Genomic DNA, 17,022 nt, shown 5'->3' with positions numbered 1-17,022 from the left:
TGGAGGAGTGGACATGTATCCTCGTGCGGCACTGATCGGCCTGCTGGATAGCCGTAATGATCGTCGTCTTCAGCTTGCCGAGGCGCTTGAGCGTCTCGGCGATTGCGAGGTGCGTCTGATCGAATCAACAGACCGGCTTCCGGAAAGGCTGGATGTACTGGTGGCGGACAGCGCTTGTGTTGAACATGCGCAGTGGGAAGCGCTGACGAGCCGTTTGCCAACAGTCGTGATTGCCGAACAACGCAATCAGGCCACCATGCTGGCAGCGGTGGACGCCGGGGCCGTCGACTACATGATCGACCCCTTGCAGCATGTGATGCTGTTGCATCGGATACTGTTTCGCGCACTGGGCCAGCATCGTCAGTGTCAGGCGGCGATGCATGAGCGTGATCGTCTGGAGCACCTCAACGAGCAGCTGGAAACACATCTGACCATACTGCGTGAGGATCTTCAGGCGGGTGGGCAGATACAGCGGCGTTTTCTGCCCCCTCAGGGCCAGGTGCTCAATGGGGTAGCGGCAGACTACTGGATGGCGCCTTCGCTCTATGTATCGGGCGATTTTCTTGACTATCAGGCCCACAGCGAACGTTATACAATGTTCTGCTTTGCCGATATTGCGGGTCATGGAGCTTCATCGGCTCTGGTTACGGTGTTGCTCAAGGCTCTTTTTCAGCGCTGGTTGTCACGCTGGAATGCCCGTGCGCCGGAAAACCTGCCGCCACGCTGGCTGGCACGGCTCAATCGTGAATTGCTGAGCCTCGGTGTCGGCAAGCACGCGGCTATCTTTGTGGGGGTTATCGATCGTGAAACCCGCATGTTGCATTACTCTCTGGGCGCCCAACTGCCACGACCGTTACTGAAAACTTCCCAGGGCACTTGTGTGTTGCCTGGCGAGGGGCCGGCAGTGGGTCTGTTTCCCGATATCGAATATCCGGCACTTCAGTATCCGTTGCCGGAAAGTTTTTCATTGTGGCTGTGCAGCGACGGAATACTGGACTGTCTGCCCGGGAAGGGGCTGGACGAACGGCTTGAGGCGCTGTGCCAGTGTATTGGCAAGGTCGACACGATCGCCGAGCTCAGAACGATGCTGGCTCTGGCTGACGCGTTGCCCGATGATCTCTCATTTCTGACACTAACCGGTTTCCGGCATGAATGAAGGACGCATTCAGGCTGCTTTCGAAGAGGGCACCTTCGTGCTCAAGCTTTCGGGAGATGTCCGCCTGACACTGTGCGCGACGCTGGACCAGCAGGTCGAGCCCCTGGCCGAACTGCCGGGACTGGAGCGGGTGATTGTTGACCTGCGTGACGTCGTCAACATGGATTCCACTGCACTTGGATTTCTGGCCAAGATCGCTCTGGCTGTCCGCGAACGTTTGCCCAATCAGCCGCTGGTCATGGTTGAGCACCCGGATGTGCTGCAGATGCTCGAGGTGATGGGCTTTCAGCAATACGTCACCATCGTGGAGGCAACCGGAAGCGAGCCTGATCGGTTCGATGAATTGCCAGCCATGGAATCGGGGGAAGAGGAATTACGCTCCCGTATTCTCGAAGCACATCGCACGCTGATGCAGATGAGCGAACATAATCGCATGGAATTTCAGCCGCTGGTTGAGCTACTGGAATCCCAGCATCAGAGCCACTGAAGTTGGTCAGGCTGGCGGTATAACTACAGCGAGCGACAGCCATCATATGACAACTGTCTGGAGGTGACCTTGTCATCGATCGGGGCGAGACGGCTGGCGCTACTGGTAGCCGCCAATACGGCACTGGCGCCGTTTGCCATCGATGCCTATCTGCCTGCGCTGCCACGTATCGCGGCGCATGTCGGATCCAATGTGCATCTGGCCGAGCTTTCACTCAGCGTATTTCTGCTCGGCATCGCGCTGGGACAGTTGATCTTCGGGCCACTTTCCGATCGTGTTGGCCGGCGGCCGATTCTGATTGGCGGTATTACCGTGTTCGTACTCAGCAGCCTGGCCATTATTACCGTACAGGATATTCATACCCTCTGGGCGTTGCGTTTCGTGCAGGCCCTGGGGGGTGGTGCCTGTGTCGTCAATTCTTCTGCCATCGTGCGGGACTGCTTCTCTGGACGCGAAGCTGCCCGGGTACTCTCCACCATGGTCATGATCCTGATGTTGGCCCCACTGGTGGCGCCAACGCTGGGGAGCCTGTTACTACAGCTGTTCGACTGGTGGGCCATTTTTGTTTTTCTTGCGCTCTATGGCTGCCTGCTCTTTCTGTTGATTTTGCGTTTCCTGCCGGAAACGCGTCGCCCCGAATCCAAACCTGCCGGTATGCGTCAGGTACTGCGCAACTATCGCACCGTGCTGACCCATCGGGAAGCGCTGGGGTATATTGCCGCCGTGGCCTTTTCCTTTGCCGGCATGTTCTCGTTCATTACCAATTCGCCCTATGTCTACATGGGCTATTATGGCGTCTCCTCGACGCTCTATCCGCTGTTGTTCGGCGCCAATATCATCATCATGGCGAGCTCCAACCGCATCAATATTCGGCTGCTTGCACGCTATTCACCGCGTCAGTTGCTGCGTACGGGCCTCGCCATTCAGCTCTGCGCCGGTTTGGCACTGGTGGCAGTCATTGCTGCCGGGCTGGACGTCATCCCGGTGGTGGTTGTACTGATCGTACTGTTCGTGGGCGTCAATGGACTGATTACGCCCAATGCGGTTTCATCGATGCTGGATCATTTCCCCGGGATGAGCGCTACGGCCAATGCTGTACTGGGTTGTCTGCAGTTCACTGCTGGCGGATTGGCCGGGGCATTGGTCAGTGGGCTTCAGATTGCCAGTGTATGGCCGATGGTCATCGGTATGGTCGGGGCCAGCTTCATGGCCAATTTACTGGTACGGGTACTCGCCGGTGCCGGCGCCGGTGCCGTGTCGGGGCATCGTTCCTCATCCTGAGATGGCCTCAGGCAACTTCGTTTTTGAAGCCTAGTGGAGGTGGTCAATGGATGATCAGCAGGACTCCGGCTCGAAAAAGCAGCATTTTCCCTATCATGTCGTACTGACCATCGCTTCCCTGATGATCATCATCGGGGGGCTGAAGCTGGGCGCTACACTGATCGTACCGATCCTGCTGGGGCTGTTCATTGCCGTGCTCTGTGCACGCCCGGTGAACTGGCTGCATGACCGCGGGCTGGGCATCAATACTTCGGTTTGTTGTGTCATCATTGGCATGCTGATCCTGCTGGGTGCATTTTCGATGCTGATTGTGGCACGCATGAGCGAATTCAGTTCGGCTTTGCCCGAGCTGGAAACGGCACTCCGGGAACACTATTCGGGACTTGTCAGTTGGGTCGCGGGACTGGGCCTGCCCATTGAAACAGCAGGTATGTCGAAGCTGTTCGATCCTGCTTCGGCGGCCAGCCTGGTACCATTACTGCTGGGGGGGATCGGGAATGCGCTGACCAATATCGTGGTCATTCTGATTCTGATTCTGTTCACACTTTACGAAACACTGGATTTTCCCAACAAACTGGCCCTGGCTATCAATCGCCCGGATGCCAGTTTGCGCCGTTTTACGCAGTTCTCGATTACCCTGCAGCGCTATCTACTGGTCAAGACGGTGATCAGTCTGGTGACCGGTGCTCTGGTTTCGCTTTCCTGTTTCGCGTTGGGTGTGCAGTTCGGTCTGCTCTGGGGCGTGCTGGCTTTTGTGCTGAATTACATTCCCAACATCGGCTCGATTCTGGCAGCCATACCAGCAGTACTGCTGACCATGGCCATGCCGGGCGGGGGAGAGTTCCAGGCGCTACTACTGGCTGGCGCTTATGTGGCGATCAACTTCGTGCTGGGCAATCTGATCGAACCTCGTGTCATGGGGCAGACGCTGGGCATGTCGACCCTGGTGGCCTTTCTCTCACTGGTCTTCTGGGGCTGGATATTCGGACCGGTGGGGATGTTTCTCTCGGTTCCACTGACGATGTCGTTGAAGATCGCACTCGACAGTCATCCTGATACGCGCTGGCTCTCCATCATGCTGGGGCCAACCAGCCGGCGGCGCGAACGCAGTCGCCAGGATGAAATGCCAAAGCGGCCTCGTTAGATCTGCCGGATGCCAACAAGAAGGGCCCGCCTCCATGAGGCGGGCCCCGGTTCAGTCGGCATTTGCCACTGACAATCAGGCGTTCTGATCGATGAACTGAACCAGCTGGGTTTTGGACTGTGCACCCACCAGCGAGGCAACCTTGTTGCCGGATTTGAACATCATGACAGTGGGTACGCCCCGAACACCCTGTTCGGCAGCGATATCCTGAGCATCATCCACGTTGATGCTGACCACCTTGATCTGATCGGAGCGCTCTTCGGCCACTTCCTCGACCACCGGTGCCATCATCTTGCAGGGGCCACACCAGGGGGCCCAGAACTTCAGCAGTACCGGCTTGTCGGATTGCGCCACTTCCTGATCAAAGTTGGCACTGGTGACATCGACATTATTTGCCATTTCGTTCTCCAATCGTTGCGACTGCTGAGCAGTGATGCGTTGATGTTAGCGGTCCAGTCGATGGCAGGCAAATACAGCGCCGTGATATTGATCATTGAGACCATCAATGGACAGGTCCTTTAAAAGAAGGCGTAGCGTACACCCATGAACAGCAGGAGTAGCGTGAGAGCGCCGCGCAGCAGTCGATCCGGCATGAAGCGGGTCAGCCATGCGCCCAGATGAATGGCCGGGATCGAACCGATCAACAGGGCTGCCAGCAGCATGAAATCGACATTGCCCAGCAGCAGGTGCCCAAACCCGGCGATCAGTGTCAGTGGTACAGCGTGCGCAATATCGGTGCCCACAATGCGGCCCGAGCGAAAGGCCGGGTAGAGCAGCATCAGTACGGCCGTACCGAATACACCAGCCCCGACCGAAGAAAGCGTGACACAAACGCCCAGCACCAGACCGGCTACCAGGGTTAGCTCACGTCTGTAGCGGGTGGCCCAGTCGCTGCGGCGATGGGCAAGTTGTTGCAGGGGGGTGCGAAAGATGACCAGTCCGGCGGTGATGATCAGCATCACGCCCAGCGTGCCGGTAATCAGATCACTGTAACCATGCGACCCTTCGAAAAGCAGATTCAACAGGATCAGCGTTACGATAGCTGCCGGGACGCTGGTGGCTGCCAGGCGCCTGACAATGGCCCATTCCACATGACCCTGGCGGTGATGACTGAAAACACCACTGGCCTTGGTGATAGCGGCATAGAGCAGATCGGTACCGACAGCGACATGCGCAGGAAACCCGAACATCAGCAATAGCGGCGTCATGAGGGAGCCACCGCCTATACCGGACAGGCCTACGGCAATGCCGACCCCGGCACCGGCGCAGACATACAGCAGGAAATTCAGCCATTCCATTGCGCGTTATCCTTGTGAACCAGGGGGGCATGAATGGCATGCACTGTAAGCCTGTTCATATATTCCCGAAAGGAATGATTGTTCATTATTTTATCGCTTGATAGCATTAAAATATCTGCGCAAATGGCGCCAGTCGGTCGAGTGACAGGGGGTAGACATCTTGAAGCTGCAACAGCTGCGTTATATCTGGGAAGTCTCTCGGCATAATCTCAATGTATCGGCTACTGCTCAGAGCCTGTTTACTTCCCAGCCAGGTATTTCCAAGCAGATTCGTCTGCTCGAGGACGAGCTGGGGGTTGAGATATTTGCGCGCAGTGGCAAGCATCTGACCCGGATTACGCCGGCAGGGCAGGCGATCATCGACCTCTCCGGACAGGTGTTGCGCACGGTCGATAATATCCGTCATGTCGCTCAGGAACACAGTGACGAGCGCCGCGGCAGCCTGTCGATCGCGACCACACATACCCAGGCGCGCTATGCGCTGCCGCCAGTGATACACGATTTCACCCAGCGCTATCCTGATGTGGCCCTGCACATGCAGCAGGGGACGCCACGGCAGATCGCGCAAATGGTGTGTGAAGGGCAGGCCGATTTCGCCATTTGTACTGAATCGCTGGAGTTGTTCAACGATCTGGTATTGCTTCCCTGTTATCGCTGGAATCGCTGTGTGCTGGTGCCGCGCGATCATCCTTTGGCAGGAACCGAATCCCTGACCCTGGAAGAACTCTCAAGGTATCCGCTGGTCACCTATACGCTGGGATTTACCGGGCGATCACGACTCGACGAAGCGTTCCAGTCGCAGGGGCTGACCCCTAATGTGGTACTGACTGCTGCTGATGCTGATGTCATCAAAACCTATGTCCGGCTTGGGCTGGGAGTCGGTATTGTGGCGCACATGGCAGTCGATCCGGTGATGGATCATGACCTGGTACCCATTGATGCCGGGCACTTGTTCGAAAGCTCGATTACCCGCATTGCCATCCGCCGTGGCACTTTCCTGCGCAGCTATATGTTTGATTTCCTGCAACGGCTGGCGACTCACCTTGATCGGGATACGGTGGAGGCCGCCATGGTAGCCGGCCCGAATGGTGAGCAGGCGTTATTCGAAGGTATCGAGCTGCCGATACGCTGAGCCCGAACACGCCCTGAGAGGGGGTTCGGGCCTCATTGATCAGTGCTGCAAATGAAGACCGCACTCGCGGTTTGCTTCGCCCTTGGTCGGATCGACATAGTCAAAGTTATTGGGCAGATCGTGTGCGACCAGATAGTCGTAGAGATCCTTGCTCGACCAGTGAAGCAGTGGCGCTACCTTGATGATGCCATCCTGATTACGGCTGATTGGCTGCATGCCGGCACGATTATCGGTATCACTGGCCCGTAGTGCCGTGAACCAGAGGCCGGGATTCATTTCATTCAGTGCACGCTCAAAAGGTTCGAGCTTCACCTCTCTGGTAAAGGCTTCATGGCGTGGATCATCCAGCGCCGGGGCAGGACCTTCAACGGCTTCGCGATGCGCCCTGGAGCGTAGCGGCAGATAAATGGTGCGATTGAGTTCCAACTGCCTGCTGACCGAATCGGCGAACTCATAGGTGGCCGGTGTGTTGTAGCCGGTATCCATCCATACGATCGGTATATCAGGCTGAACTCGTGTGACCATATGCAGGATCACAGCTTCGAAAGGCCGGAAGTTGGTCGTGCAGATAGCGGGTAGACCCTGAGACAGGGCCCATTTGACCAGGCCTTCGGCATCGTGACCGAGGTCCCGGTTGGCAGCTTCGATATCGATGGACATCGTCGTCTCCATGAAGTGACAGAAAAGACTTCCAGATGGGGAGCTAACCTGGCAAAAAAAACGATGCGTAACCAATAGCTGGAAGTTTGATGCTTAGCGCCGGATGCATGGCATGGTGAACCATCAGAGTGCCATCAATGACGACAGCAGCGCTTGTGCTGTCAGAAAGGGCAGGTCAGTCCGAAGCTGACAGGGCATGCATCAGCCGACCCACCTTGGCATCGATCTCCTCGAATTCTTCCTGCTCGCGAGAATCGGCGACCAGACCACCACCTCCCCACAGGTACAGATGGTCACGATCCGCGACAACCGTGCGAATCATTATGGAGCTATCCAGTCGGCCGCGAATGTCGACATAGCCCAGACTGCCGCACCAGGCACTGCGTCGCACTGGCTCGAGTTCATCTATCAGGGTCATGGCCTGATGTTTGGGCGCCCCGGTAATGGAGCCGCCCGGGAAGGCAGCCATCAACGCATCCAGTGAATGAAAGCCGGGGGCCAGTTCTCCTTCGATGACGCTGACCAGATGATGGACATTGGCATAACTCTCGAGGCTTGCCAGCGAGGGGACATTGACACTACCGGGACGACAGACACGCCCGAGATCATTGCGAAGCAGATCGACGATCATCACGTTTTCGGCGAGATCCTTTGGGCTCTCCTTTAGTGAGCGGGCCAGTGCCTCATCTTCCTCAATGGTTGTGCCGCGGGGGCGGGTGCCCTTGATGGGGCGAGTGTGCAAATGCCCCGCTCGAGCTTCCAGGAAGCGCTCGGGAGATACCGAGAGTAGCGCCTGATGTGTACCGGTCTGCTCATTGTGCCATTGCCAGAAGCCGGCATAGGGCATGGGAGTCGCAGCACGCAAACGCTGATAGGCCTGCCAGAGATCTCCGCTATAGCGGGTGCTGAAACGGCGTGCGAGATTGATCTGATAGCAATCGCCATGATTCAGATGTGCCATAACCCGAGCAAACTGCTCGCCGTAGTCTTTGCGAGGGAGTTCGTCGACAAAAGGGGATGCGAGTCTGAAAGGCTTCTCCCGGGGGGCTGGCCCGGCAAGCCAGCGCTCTATTTCACGACGGCGTGCGCTATCGGCTATCAGCCAGCTCTCATGACGTTCATGATCCTGAATCAATGCCCAGTCGTAGAGCCCCAGCCTCGCCAGCGGTAATCCAATGTCGTTGGCAGCCCGGTCCGGTAGCTGTTCCAGCAGGCGAGCAAAATCGTAGCTCCAGTAACCAATCACTCCACCGGTAAAGGGGAGCTCGGTGGCCGGCGCCTCGATGTCGAGGTGTGTCAGTAACTCCTGTTGTGCCTTTAGTGGATCATTGCTCAAACCGGAAATGGCAGGGCAGTGTATCTGGCCTGTCTGATCGATGGTCAGCGTGGCAAGTGGGTCACTGGAGATAATGTCATAGCGGCCTGAAGGGCTTTGGGGCTGGCCACTGTCGAGCAATATGGCGTCCGGACGCTGCCTCAGTCTGTAAAAATAGGTTCCGGGGTCACTGTAATAGGGAAGGGGAGTGATCGTCAGAAGACGCGTCATGAATGAGACTCCGAAGCGGAAAGTCCTGTTGGTGCGGTGCGTCGAAGTGGCGTCAGCCAGTCGTGGTGGGAGCATAACATGGCCGGATAATGCCACATTGAATGAAGAGCGAGGCCATCATCATGGCGGGGTGGGGTAGGTGGCCAGAGCACACTGCCGGCTTGATTCCGGGCGACCATCGGTTATGGTGAAGCCAATTCAGCATTGTCGACAAAGCCTGCATGAGCGATTCATCCCCTCAGGATAACGAAACCCTGCCACCGGAAGCCCGTACACTGGCAGAGCGAGTCTTTCAGCAATTACAGGATGCCATCGTCCGCGGTGAGCTTCCGGCGGGGACCCGCATCACCGAACCGGGTCTGGCGCAGACCTATGGCATCTCTCGCGGGCCATTGCGAGAGGCGATGCGCCGGCTTGAAGTGCATCGCCTGATCGAGCGAGAGCCCCATGTCGGAGCGCGGGTGGTTCGACTCTCGATGCGTGAGTTGCTCGAGCTGTTTGACGTGCGTGAGTCGCTGGAAAGCATGGCAGCGCGTCTGGCCGCACGTAACATGACGTCTGAAGAGGTCGATTCCCTGCGGAATGTGCTCAGTGCCCATGAGGGGCAGGCCGGGCTTGATCAGGGCGAGGCTTACTATCAGCGCGAAGGTGATCTGGATTTCCATTACCTGATTGCTCGCGGTAGTCACAATCGTATGTTGATGAACATGCTCTGTGATGATCTCTACTATCTCGTGCGTCTTTATAGAACCCAGTACAGTGCCCGAGGTGCCCGACCCCAGCGAGCTTTTGTCGAGCATCACAGAATTGTTGATGCGATTGCCGCTGGGGACGAGGAATTGGCTGAAATGCTGATGCGTCGTCACATTACGGCAGCGCGTCAGACGGTGGCCGAGCGTTATGCCATGGCACTGGATGATGGAGACGCACGCACGCCGATCTCACGGCGTCGCATGACCTGACAGGGCCCTGCTATTTGCATGTTTCCCTGCGTTCATTTGCATGAATGCTCAAAACCGCTCATGACGAGGCTGAATTCTGCCTCTGCAATTTTTTCTGACGTCGGGGGTTGTCAGGTCGGCCGGCGAGGCGTAGAGTACGCATCCGCTGGCAACGGACAGGGCAACAGCCACCCGGGCCGGCAGCTGCAGACAGCTGATTCGATTGAAGTTTTTGCGAATCGATCGGTTGTTCCCCGAAGCCTCGCTTCGGCAGCATCCACCGAAATCGGCATTGACATTTCGGTGGCGGTGAGTAGAATGCTCACTCTCTCGCAAACGGCGCAGGCCACGGCGGGAACGCTCTTTAACAAGTCGATCAGGTAATTTGTGTGGGCGTCTGGTTCACGACGGTGCGGCACAGCATCATCGGAAACAGACGACTCGTCAAATCGCGAGTTTTCGTTTTCGAGCCAGGATTGATCCGCCACGATGGTTTCGGTCATCGGTCAGGATCGCATGACTTTCAACTGAAGAGTTTGATCATGGCTCAGATTGAACGCTGGCGGCAGGCTTAACACATGCAAGTCGAGCGGCAGCGGGCCCTTCGGGGTGCCGGCGAGCGGCGGACGGGTGAGTAATGCATGGGAATCTGCCCGGTAGTGGGGGATAACCCGGGGAAACCCGGGCTAATACCGCATACGTCCTACGGGAGAAAGCAGGGGATCTTCGGACCTTGCGCTATCGGATGAGCCCATGTCGGATTAGCTTGCTGGTGAGGTAACGGCTCACCAGGGCTGCGATCCGTAGCTGGTTTGAGAGAATGATCAGCCACACCGGGACTGAGACACGGCCCGGACTCCTACGGGAGGCAGCAGTGGGGAATATTGGACAATGGGCGAAAGCCTGATCCAGCCATGCCGCGTGTGTGAAGAAGGCCCTCGGGTTGTAAAGCACTTTCAGCGGGGAAGAAGGCGTGGCGGTTAATACCCGCCACGAAGGACATCACCCGCAGAAGAAGCACCGGCTAACTCCGTGCCAGCAGCCGCGGTAATACGGAGGGTGCAAGCGTTAATCGGAATTACTGGGCGTAAAGGGCGCGTAGGCGGCCTGTCACGCCGGGTGTGAAAGCCCCGGGCTCAACCCGGGAACGGCATCCGGAACGGGCAGGCTCGAGTGCAGGAGAGGAAGGTAGAATTCCCGGTGTAGCGGTGAAATGCGTAGAGATCGGGAGGAATACCAGTGGCGAAGGCGGCCTTCTGGACTGACACTGACGCTGAGGCGCGAAAGCATGGGTAGCAAACAGGATTAGATACCCTGGTAGTCCATGCCGTAAACGATGTCGACCAGCCGTTGGCCTCCTCGAGAGGCTGGTGGCGCAGTTAACGCGCTAAGTCGACCGCCTGGGGAGTACGGCCGCAAGGCTAAAACTCAAATGAATTGACGGGGGCCCGCACAAGCGGTGGAGCATGTGGTTTAATTCGATGCAACGCGAAGAACCTTACCTGCCCTTGACATCCTGCGAACCCGGAAGAGATTCCGGGGTGCCCTCGGGAACGCAGAGACAGGTGCTGCATGGCTGTCGTCAGCTCGTGTTGTGAAATGTTGGGTTAAGTCCCGTAACGAGCGCAACCCCTATCCCCATTTGCCAGCGGTCCGGCCGGGAACTCTGGGGAGACTGCCGGTGACAAACCGGAGGAAGGTGGGGACGACGTCAAGTCATCATGGCCCTTACGGGCAGGGCTACACACGTGCTACAATGGCGAGTACAAAGGGTTGCGAAGCGGCGACGTGAAGCCAATCCCGTAAAGCTCGCCTCAGTCCGGATTGGAGTCTGCAACTCGACTCCATGAAGTCGGAATCGCTAGTAATCGCGCATCAGAATGGCGCGGTGAATACGTTCCCGGGCCTTGTACACACCGCCCGTCACACCATGGGAGTGGACTGCACCAGAAGTGGTTAGCCCAACCTTCGGGAGGGCGACCACCACGGTGTGGTTCACGACTGGGGTGAAGTCGTAACAAGGTAGCCGTAGGGGAACCTGCGGCTGGATCACCTCCTTAAACGCAAACCGCCCGCGTGAGCCAGTGCGCCCACAACAAATTACCTGATCGGATAGAGCGAAGACTGTTCGGGTCTGTAGCTCAGTTGGTTAGAGCGCACCCCTGATAAGGGTGAGGTCGGCAGTTCAAGTCTGCCCAGACCCACCAAATTCGTCTCTCGCATTGTCAGAAGCCATCTCGCATGGCAGGCCATGCGTCGATACCTTCTTTCGCGCGAGAAACGAATTGCATTGTCAGAGGGGCCATAGCTCAGCTGGGAGAGCGCCTGCCTTGCACGCAGGAGGTCGGCGGTTCGATCCCGCCTGGCTCCACCACTGACCCGAATATGCAGGAAAGCACAGTCGCAAGTCGATTCGATGACAGCATCGAGCCGATTTCCGACTGTCGCTTTGCGACAGTACGCTCTTTAACAATGTGGATCATGCTGACTGTTCCGGTCGGCGGCAACACCGAAGCACACGCTTCGTGTCGTGACCGCCGATCCGGACAAAACGTGATACGTCTCAAGCGTATCCGGCGAATCGTATGTCATCCTGATCAGACCCCTTGGGGTTATATGGTCAAGCGATGAAGCGCACACGGTGGATGCCTAGGCAGCCAGAGGCGATGAAGGACGTGACAGCCTGCGATAAGGCTCGGCGAGGTGGCAAATAACCTGCGACCCGGGCATTTCCGAATGGGGAAACCCACTCATCATCAGATGAGTATCCATGAGCCAATACATAACTCATGGAAGCGAACCGGGAGAACTGAAACATCTAAGTATCCCGAGGAACAGAAATCAACCGAGATTCCCCAAGTAGTGGCGAGCGAACGGGGAGCAGCCCTTAAGCGGCATGACGGATAGACAAAGTGTCTGGAAAGGCACGCCATAGCGGGTGACAGCCCCGTAGTCGAAATCCCATTGTCGTGAAATCGAGTAGGTCGGGGCACGTGAAACCCTGACTGAAGACGGGGGGACCATCCTCCAAGGCTAAATACTCCTGGCTGACCGATAGTGAACCAGTACCGTGAGGGAAAGGCGAAAAGAACCCCGGTGAGGGGAGTGAAACAGATCCTGAAACCGTGTGCGTACAAGCAGTGGGAGCCTTCTTCGGAGGGTGACCGCGTACCTTTTGTATAATGGGTCAGCGACTTGTATTCAGTGGCGAGCTTAACCGCATAGGGGAGGCGCAGGGAAACCGAGTCTTAACAGGGCGCGCAGTCGCTGGATACAGACCCGAAACCGGGCGATCTATCCATGGCCAGGGTGAAGGTCAGGTAACACTGACTGGAGGCCCGAACCGGGGTCCGTTGAAAAGGACTCGGATGAGCTGTGGATCGGAGTGAAAGGCTAATCAAGCCCGGAGATAGCTGGTTCTCCTCGAAAGCTATTTGGGTAGCGCCTCACGTATTACCACCGGGGGTAGAGCACTGTTTCGGCTAGGGGCCCATCCCGGGTTACCAAACCGAGGCAAACTCCGAATACCGGTGAGTACAGCGTGGGAGACAGACAGCGGGTGCTAACGTCCGTTGTCAAGAGGGAAACAACCCGGACCGCCAGCTAAGGTCCCCAAATCCCGGTTGAGTGGGAAACGATGTGGGAAGGCTCAGACAGCCAGGAGGTTGGCTTAGAAGCAGCCATCCTTTAAAGAAAGCGTAATAGCTCACTGGTCGAGTCGGCCTGCGCGGAAGATGTAACGGGGCTAAACCGGGTACCGAAGCTGCGGGCGTGTCTTCGGACACGCGGTAGAGGAGCGTTGTGTAGGCCTGTGAAGGTGTGTCGAGAGGCATGCTGGAGGTATCACAAGTGCGAATGCTGACATGAGTAACGATAAGGGGAGTGAAAACCTCCCCCGCCGGAAGACCAAGGGTTCCTGTTCGACGTCAATCGGAGCAGGGTGAGTCGGCCCCTAAGGCGAGGCCGAAAGGCGTAGTCGATGGGAAACGGGTCAATATTCCCGTACCGGATGTGATTGCGATGGGGGGACGAAGAAGGCCAGGTGAGCCGGGCGTTGGTTGCCCCGGTGAAAGCAGGTAGGCCGAGCGATCAGGCAAATCCGATCGCTCATCGGCCGAGATGCGAGACGAACACCCCACGGGGTGGAAGTCACTGATGCCACGCTTCCGGGAAAAGCCTCTAAGCTTCAGATCACATGCGACCGTACCCCAAACCGACACAGGTGGTCAGGTAGAGAATACCAAGGCGCTTGAGAGAACCCGGGTGAAGGAACTAGGCAAAATGGCACCGTAACTTCGGGAGAAGGTGCGCCGGTGGCCGTGACAGCCCTTGCGGCTCGAGCGGACACCGGCCGAAGAGACCAGGTGGCTGCAACTGTTTACTAAAAACACAGCACTCTGCCAACGCGCAAGCGGACGTATAGGGTGTGACGCCTGCCCGGTGCCGGAAGGTTAAGTGATGGTGTCAGCCCCTTCGGGGGTGAAGCTCCTGATCGAAGCCCCGGTAAACGGCGGCCGTAACTATAACGGTCCTAAGGTAGCGAAATTCCTTGTCGGGTAAGTTCCGACCTGCACGAATGGCGTAATGATGGCCACGCTGTCTCCACCCGGGACTCAGTGAAATTGAAATCGCAGTGAAGATGCTGTGTACCCGCGGCCAGACGGAAAGACCCCGTGAACCTTTACTACAGCTTCACACTGGACGCTGATGTTGCTTGTGTAGGATAGCTGGGAGGCTGTGAAACCGTGGCGCCAGCCGCGGTGGAGCCAACCTTGAAATACCAGCCTTGCATCATCGGCGTTCTAACTCCGCACCGTGAGCCGGTGCGAGGACAGTGTGTGGTGGGTAGTTTGACTGGGGCGGTCTCCTCCCAAATCGTAACGGAGGAGCACGAAGGTACCCTCAGCGCGGTTGGAAATCGCGCAGTGAGTGCAAGAGCACAAGGGTGCTTGACTGCGAGACAGACACGTCGAGCAGGTGCGAAAGCAGGTTCTAGTGATCCGGTGGTTCTGTATGGAAGGGCCATCGCTCAACGGATAAAAGGTACTCCGGGGATAACAGGCTGATACCGCCCAAGAGTTCACATCGACGGCGGTGTTTGGCACCTCGATGTCGGCTCATCACATCCTGGGGCTGAAGTCGGTCCCAAGGGTATGGCTGTTCGCCATTTAAAGTGGTACGCGAGCTGGGTTTAGAACGTCGTGAGACAGTTCGGTCCCTATCTGCCGTGGGCGTCGGAAGTTTGAGAAGTGCTGCTCCTAGTACGAGAGGACCGGAGTGGACGGACCTCTGGTGTACCGGTTGTCACGCCCGTGGCATCGCCGGGTAGCCAGGTCCGGACGGGATAACCGCTGAAGGCATCTAAGCGGGAAGCCCCCTTCAAGATGAGACTTCCCCGGGGCCTTGCGCCCCCTGAAGGGCCCTCGAAGACGACGAGGTCGATAGGCGCGGTGTGTAAGTGCGGCAACGCATTGAGCTGACGCGTACTAATTGCCCGTGAGGCTTGACCATATAACGCCCAAGCGGTCTGTGATGACACGTGCCGGATACGCGAGACGCAGCACGCAGCATGATCCACGAATCCGTCGAAGCGCCTGCGGGCGATTCGACCACCGAATTGCCTGACGACCACAGCGAGCGGGTCCCACCCGATCCCATGCCGAACTCGGCAGTGAAACCGCTCAGCGCCGAGGGTAGTGTGGGGCTTCCCCATGCGAGACTAGGTCATCGTCAGGCACCCTTTCCGAGAAAGCCCCGGCCATATGGTCGGGGCTTTTTCATGTCCGGATGACAGCCGGCAGCGGTAGCGTAAAAATGTCAGGTCAGCCTGCTGGCAGGGACCCTCAGGCAATATGATCTTCTTATGCGACTCAGTCATCGGCTACTGTATGCCTTTTCTCTTTCTCGCAATAAGAGAAGGTTCATACTGGCCAGACATGGAAAGCCTTCCGAAATTTCGTTGGACAAGCGATGATCCGTAACAGGTTCTCTACCCATATGAGCGCTGAATGAGCACTATTGCCAGCGAATTACTCTTTTATTGTCGTATTGGTTTCGAGCAGGATCTGGCTTCAGAGCTGAGTGAAAAGCTGGCTGCCAGGGGATATAGCGGTTATCCCATTGCTCGCTCGGACAGTGGTTTGGTGCGTTGGTGTCATACAGGCCAAGAGCAACTCAATGAGGTGCAGCGTGCCATTCCGCTTGTCCGGCTGGTGTTTGCCCGACAGTCACTGTTGGCGTTGGCGCCGCTTGAGCAGCTGTCACGTGAGGATCGCATTACCGCGATCGTGGAGTATGTAGTGGCCAGTGGCTGGAGTTTCGAACGGCTGCTCCAGGAAACTCCCGATACCAATGAAGCGAGAGCATTGAGTGGTTTGATGCGCTCATTGCAGAAACCACTGGAAAGCGTGTTGAAAAAACGCGGGGCATTGCGGCGCAGGGCAGGCAAGCGCTGGTTGCATCTGTGCTGGACTGAAGGTAACGAGGTTCAGATCGCGCTGAGCTTTCCCGGTAATCGAAGTGACCACCCCGGTGGTATCCGTCATCTCAGATTCCCGGCCGGTGCACCCAGTCGCTCGACGCTCAAGCTGGAAGAGGCATGGCATACCTTCATTGCGCCAGAGCGTTGGTCAGAGGTGCTTGGTGAGCACTGCTGGGCAGTCGATCTCGGGGCGGCGCCGGGGGGATGGAGCTGGCAGCTGGTGCAGCGTGGCATGTCGGTTTATGCCATCGATAATGGCCCCATGGATAACGCACTGTTAACCACCGGTCAGATCGAGCATTTGCGCGAGGATGCCTTTCACTGGCAGCCGCCGCACCCCGTGGAGTGGCTGGTCTGTGATATTGTGGAGCAACCTTCCCGGGTCGCGGTTCTGATGGGAGACTGGCTGATCGCAGGCTGGTGTCAGTGGGCCGTATTCAATCTGAAACTGCCGATGAAGCAGCGTTGGCCGCATGTACGGGAGGCGCTTGATCTGTTGGAACAGCGTCTGCAGGAAAACAGGATTCAGGCCATGATTCGGTGTCGCCATTTGTACCATGATCGAGAAGAGGTCACGGTACTGGTGGAGCCTGATTCAGCGCAGCAGTCATGATCCGGAACGTTACGGAGAACCCGATGAGTGAGCAACCAGTATACGATGCCACCCTGGATACCTGTGGTCTTTACTGTCCCGAGCCAATCATGATGATGCATAACAAGGTTCGGGACATGAGTCCTGGTCAGATTCTTGAAGTACTGGCTACGGATCCGGCGACTACGCGGGATATTCCAAAATTCTGCAGCTTCCTCGGTCATGAACTGATTCATCGTGCCGATGAAGAGACGCAGTACCGTTATTACATCCGCCTGGCCGAATAGCAGGTCGAGCGAGTCTG

At 57.2% G+C, this 17,022-nt stretch carries 12 protein-coding genes, 2 tRNA genes and 3 rRNA genes; 13 read left to right on the top strand and 4 right to left on the bottom strand.

The features are described 5' to 3' along the window. The first annotated feature begins 13 nt into the window (after positions 1-13). From FY550_RS10675 to FY550_RS10660, 4 genes are all read left to right on the top strand, one after another. The gene (locus FY550_RS10675; RefSeq protein WP_149054519.1) at positions 14-1,156 is read left to right on the top strand and encodes a PP2C family protein-serine/threonine phosphatase; all 1,143 of its coding nucleotides are present in this window, start codon (positions 14-16) and stop codon (positions 1,154-1,156) included. After that, on the top strand, positions 1,149-1,643 hold the full coding sequence (locus FY550_RS10670) for an STAS domain-containing protein (protein WP_070978894.1): 495 nt from the start codon (positions 1,149-1,151) through the stop codon (positions 1,641-1,643). Before FY550_RS10675 ends, FY550_RS10670 begins: the two co-directional genes overlap by 8 nt. A gap of 69 nt (positions 1,644-1,712) precedes the next feature. After that, positions 1,713-2,924 (top strand): Bcr/CflA family multidrug efflux MFS transporter, encoded by a 1,212-nt coding sequence (locus FY550_RS10665; protein ID WP_070978892.1) that lies wholly within the window; start codon positions 1,713-1,715, stop codon positions 2,922-2,924. Between the two features lie 46 nt (positions 2,925-2,970). Beyond that, on the top strand, positions 2,971-4,068 hold the full coding sequence (locus FY550_RS10660) for an AI-2E family transporter (protein WP_070978890.1): 1,098 nt from the start codon (positions 2,971-2,973) through the stop codon (positions 4,066-4,068). Between the two features lie 75 nt (positions 4,069-4,143). Here the strand turns inward: FY550_RS10660 and trxA are convergent, their stop codons facing one another. Then, positions 4,144-4,479: a thioredoxin gene (gene trxA / locus FY550_RS10655; RefSeq protein ID WP_325062961.1), complete on the bottom strand. Its 336-nt coding sequence runs from the start codon at positions 4,477-4,479 to the stop codon at positions 4,144-4,146. A gap of 107 nt (positions 4,480-4,586) precedes the next feature. Further along, positions 4,587-5,366, bottom strand: coding sequence for a sulfite exporter TauE/SafE family protein (locus tag FY550_RS10650; RefSeq protein WP_070978886.1), 780 nt, complete (start codon positions 5,364-5,366; stop codon positions 4,587-4,589). Between the two features lie 160 nt (positions 5,367-5,526). Between FY550_RS10650 and cysB the strand changes: the two genes are divergently transcribed. Continuing rightward, the gene (cysB, locus tag FY550_RS10645) at positions 5,527-6,498 is read left to right on the top strand and encodes an HTH-type transcriptional regulator CysB (RefSeq protein ID WP_149054518.1); all 972 of its coding nucleotides are present in this window, start codon (positions 5,527-5,529) and stop codon (positions 6,496-6,498) included. Between the two features lie 39 nt (positions 6,499-6,537). On the opposite strand, the gene FY550_RS10640 is transcribed toward cysB, so the two are convergent. Next, complete coding sequence (locus FY550_RS10640) at positions 6,538-7,158, bottom strand: phosphoadenosine phosphosulfate reductase domain-containing protein (RefSeq protein WP_070978884.1); 621 nt, start codon at positions 7,156-7,158, stop codon at positions 6,538-6,540. A 175-nt stretch (positions 7,159-7,333) separates the two neighbouring features. Then, a complete protein-coding gene (locus FY550_RS10635) occupies positions 7,334-8,704 on the bottom strand; it encodes an anthranilate synthase component I family protein (RefSeq protein WP_070978882.1) in 1,371 nt (456 codons plus the stop codon). A 221-nt stretch (positions 8,705-8,925) separates the two neighbouring features. Here FY550_RS10635 and FY550_RS10630 point away from each other — a divergent pair, with 221 nt between their 5' ends. The 8 genes from FY550_RS10630 (at position 8,926) to tusA (ending at position 17,005) form a co-directional block, all read left to right on the top strand. Beyond that, entirely contained in the window at positions 8,926-9,666 is a 741-nt protein-coding gene (locus FY550_RS10630; RefSeq protein WP_149054517.1) for a GntR family transcriptional regulator, read from the top strand. A 503-nt stretch (positions 9,667-10,169) separates the two neighbouring features. Continuing rightward, a 16S ribosomal RNA gene (locus FY550_RS10625) occupies positions 10,170-11,705 on the top strand. 70 nt (positions 11,706-11,775) lie between these two features. Next, a tRNA-Ile gene (locus tag FY550_RS10620) sits at positions 11,776-11,852 on the top strand. Positions 11,853-11,943: 91 nt separating this feature from the next. Then, positions 11,944-12,019: transfer RNA gene (locus tag FY550_RS10615), tRNA-Ala, on the top strand. A gap of 244 nt (positions 12,020-12,263) precedes the next feature. Continuing rightward, a 23S ribosomal RNA gene (locus FY550_RS10610) occupies positions 12,264-15,156 on the top strand. 109 nt (positions 15,157-15,265) lie between these two features. After that, positions 15,266-15,381, top strand: a 5S ribosomal RNA gene (rrf, locus tag FY550_RS10605). Together the 16S, 23S and 5S rRNA genes with 2 tRNA genes alongside form the textbook arrangement of a ribosomal RNA operon. Before the next feature lie 272 nt (positions 15,382-15,653). After that, a complete protein-coding gene (rlmM, locus tag FY550_RS10600; protein WP_070977870.1) occupies positions 15,654-16,739 on the top strand; it encodes a 23S rRNA (cytidine(2498)-2'-O)-methyltransferase RlmM in 1,086 nt (361 codons plus the stop codon). A 23-nt stretch (positions 16,740-16,762) separates the two neighbouring features. Further along, entirely contained in the window at positions 16,763-17,005 is a 243-nt protein-coding gene (gene tusA, locus FY550_RS10595; protein ID WP_070977869.1) for a sulfurtransferase TusA, read from the top strand. Positions 17,006-17,022 lie beyond the last annotated feature (17 nt).

This window comes from Kushneria phosphatilytica (assembly GCF_008247605.1).
GTDB lineage: Bacteria > Pseudomonadota > Gammaproteobacteria > Pseudomonadales > Halomonadaceae > Kushneria > Kushneria phosphatilytica.
The sequence above is the reverse complement of the archived record's forward strand: the minus strand, read 5'-3'. Positions and strand labels throughout refer to the sequence as shown.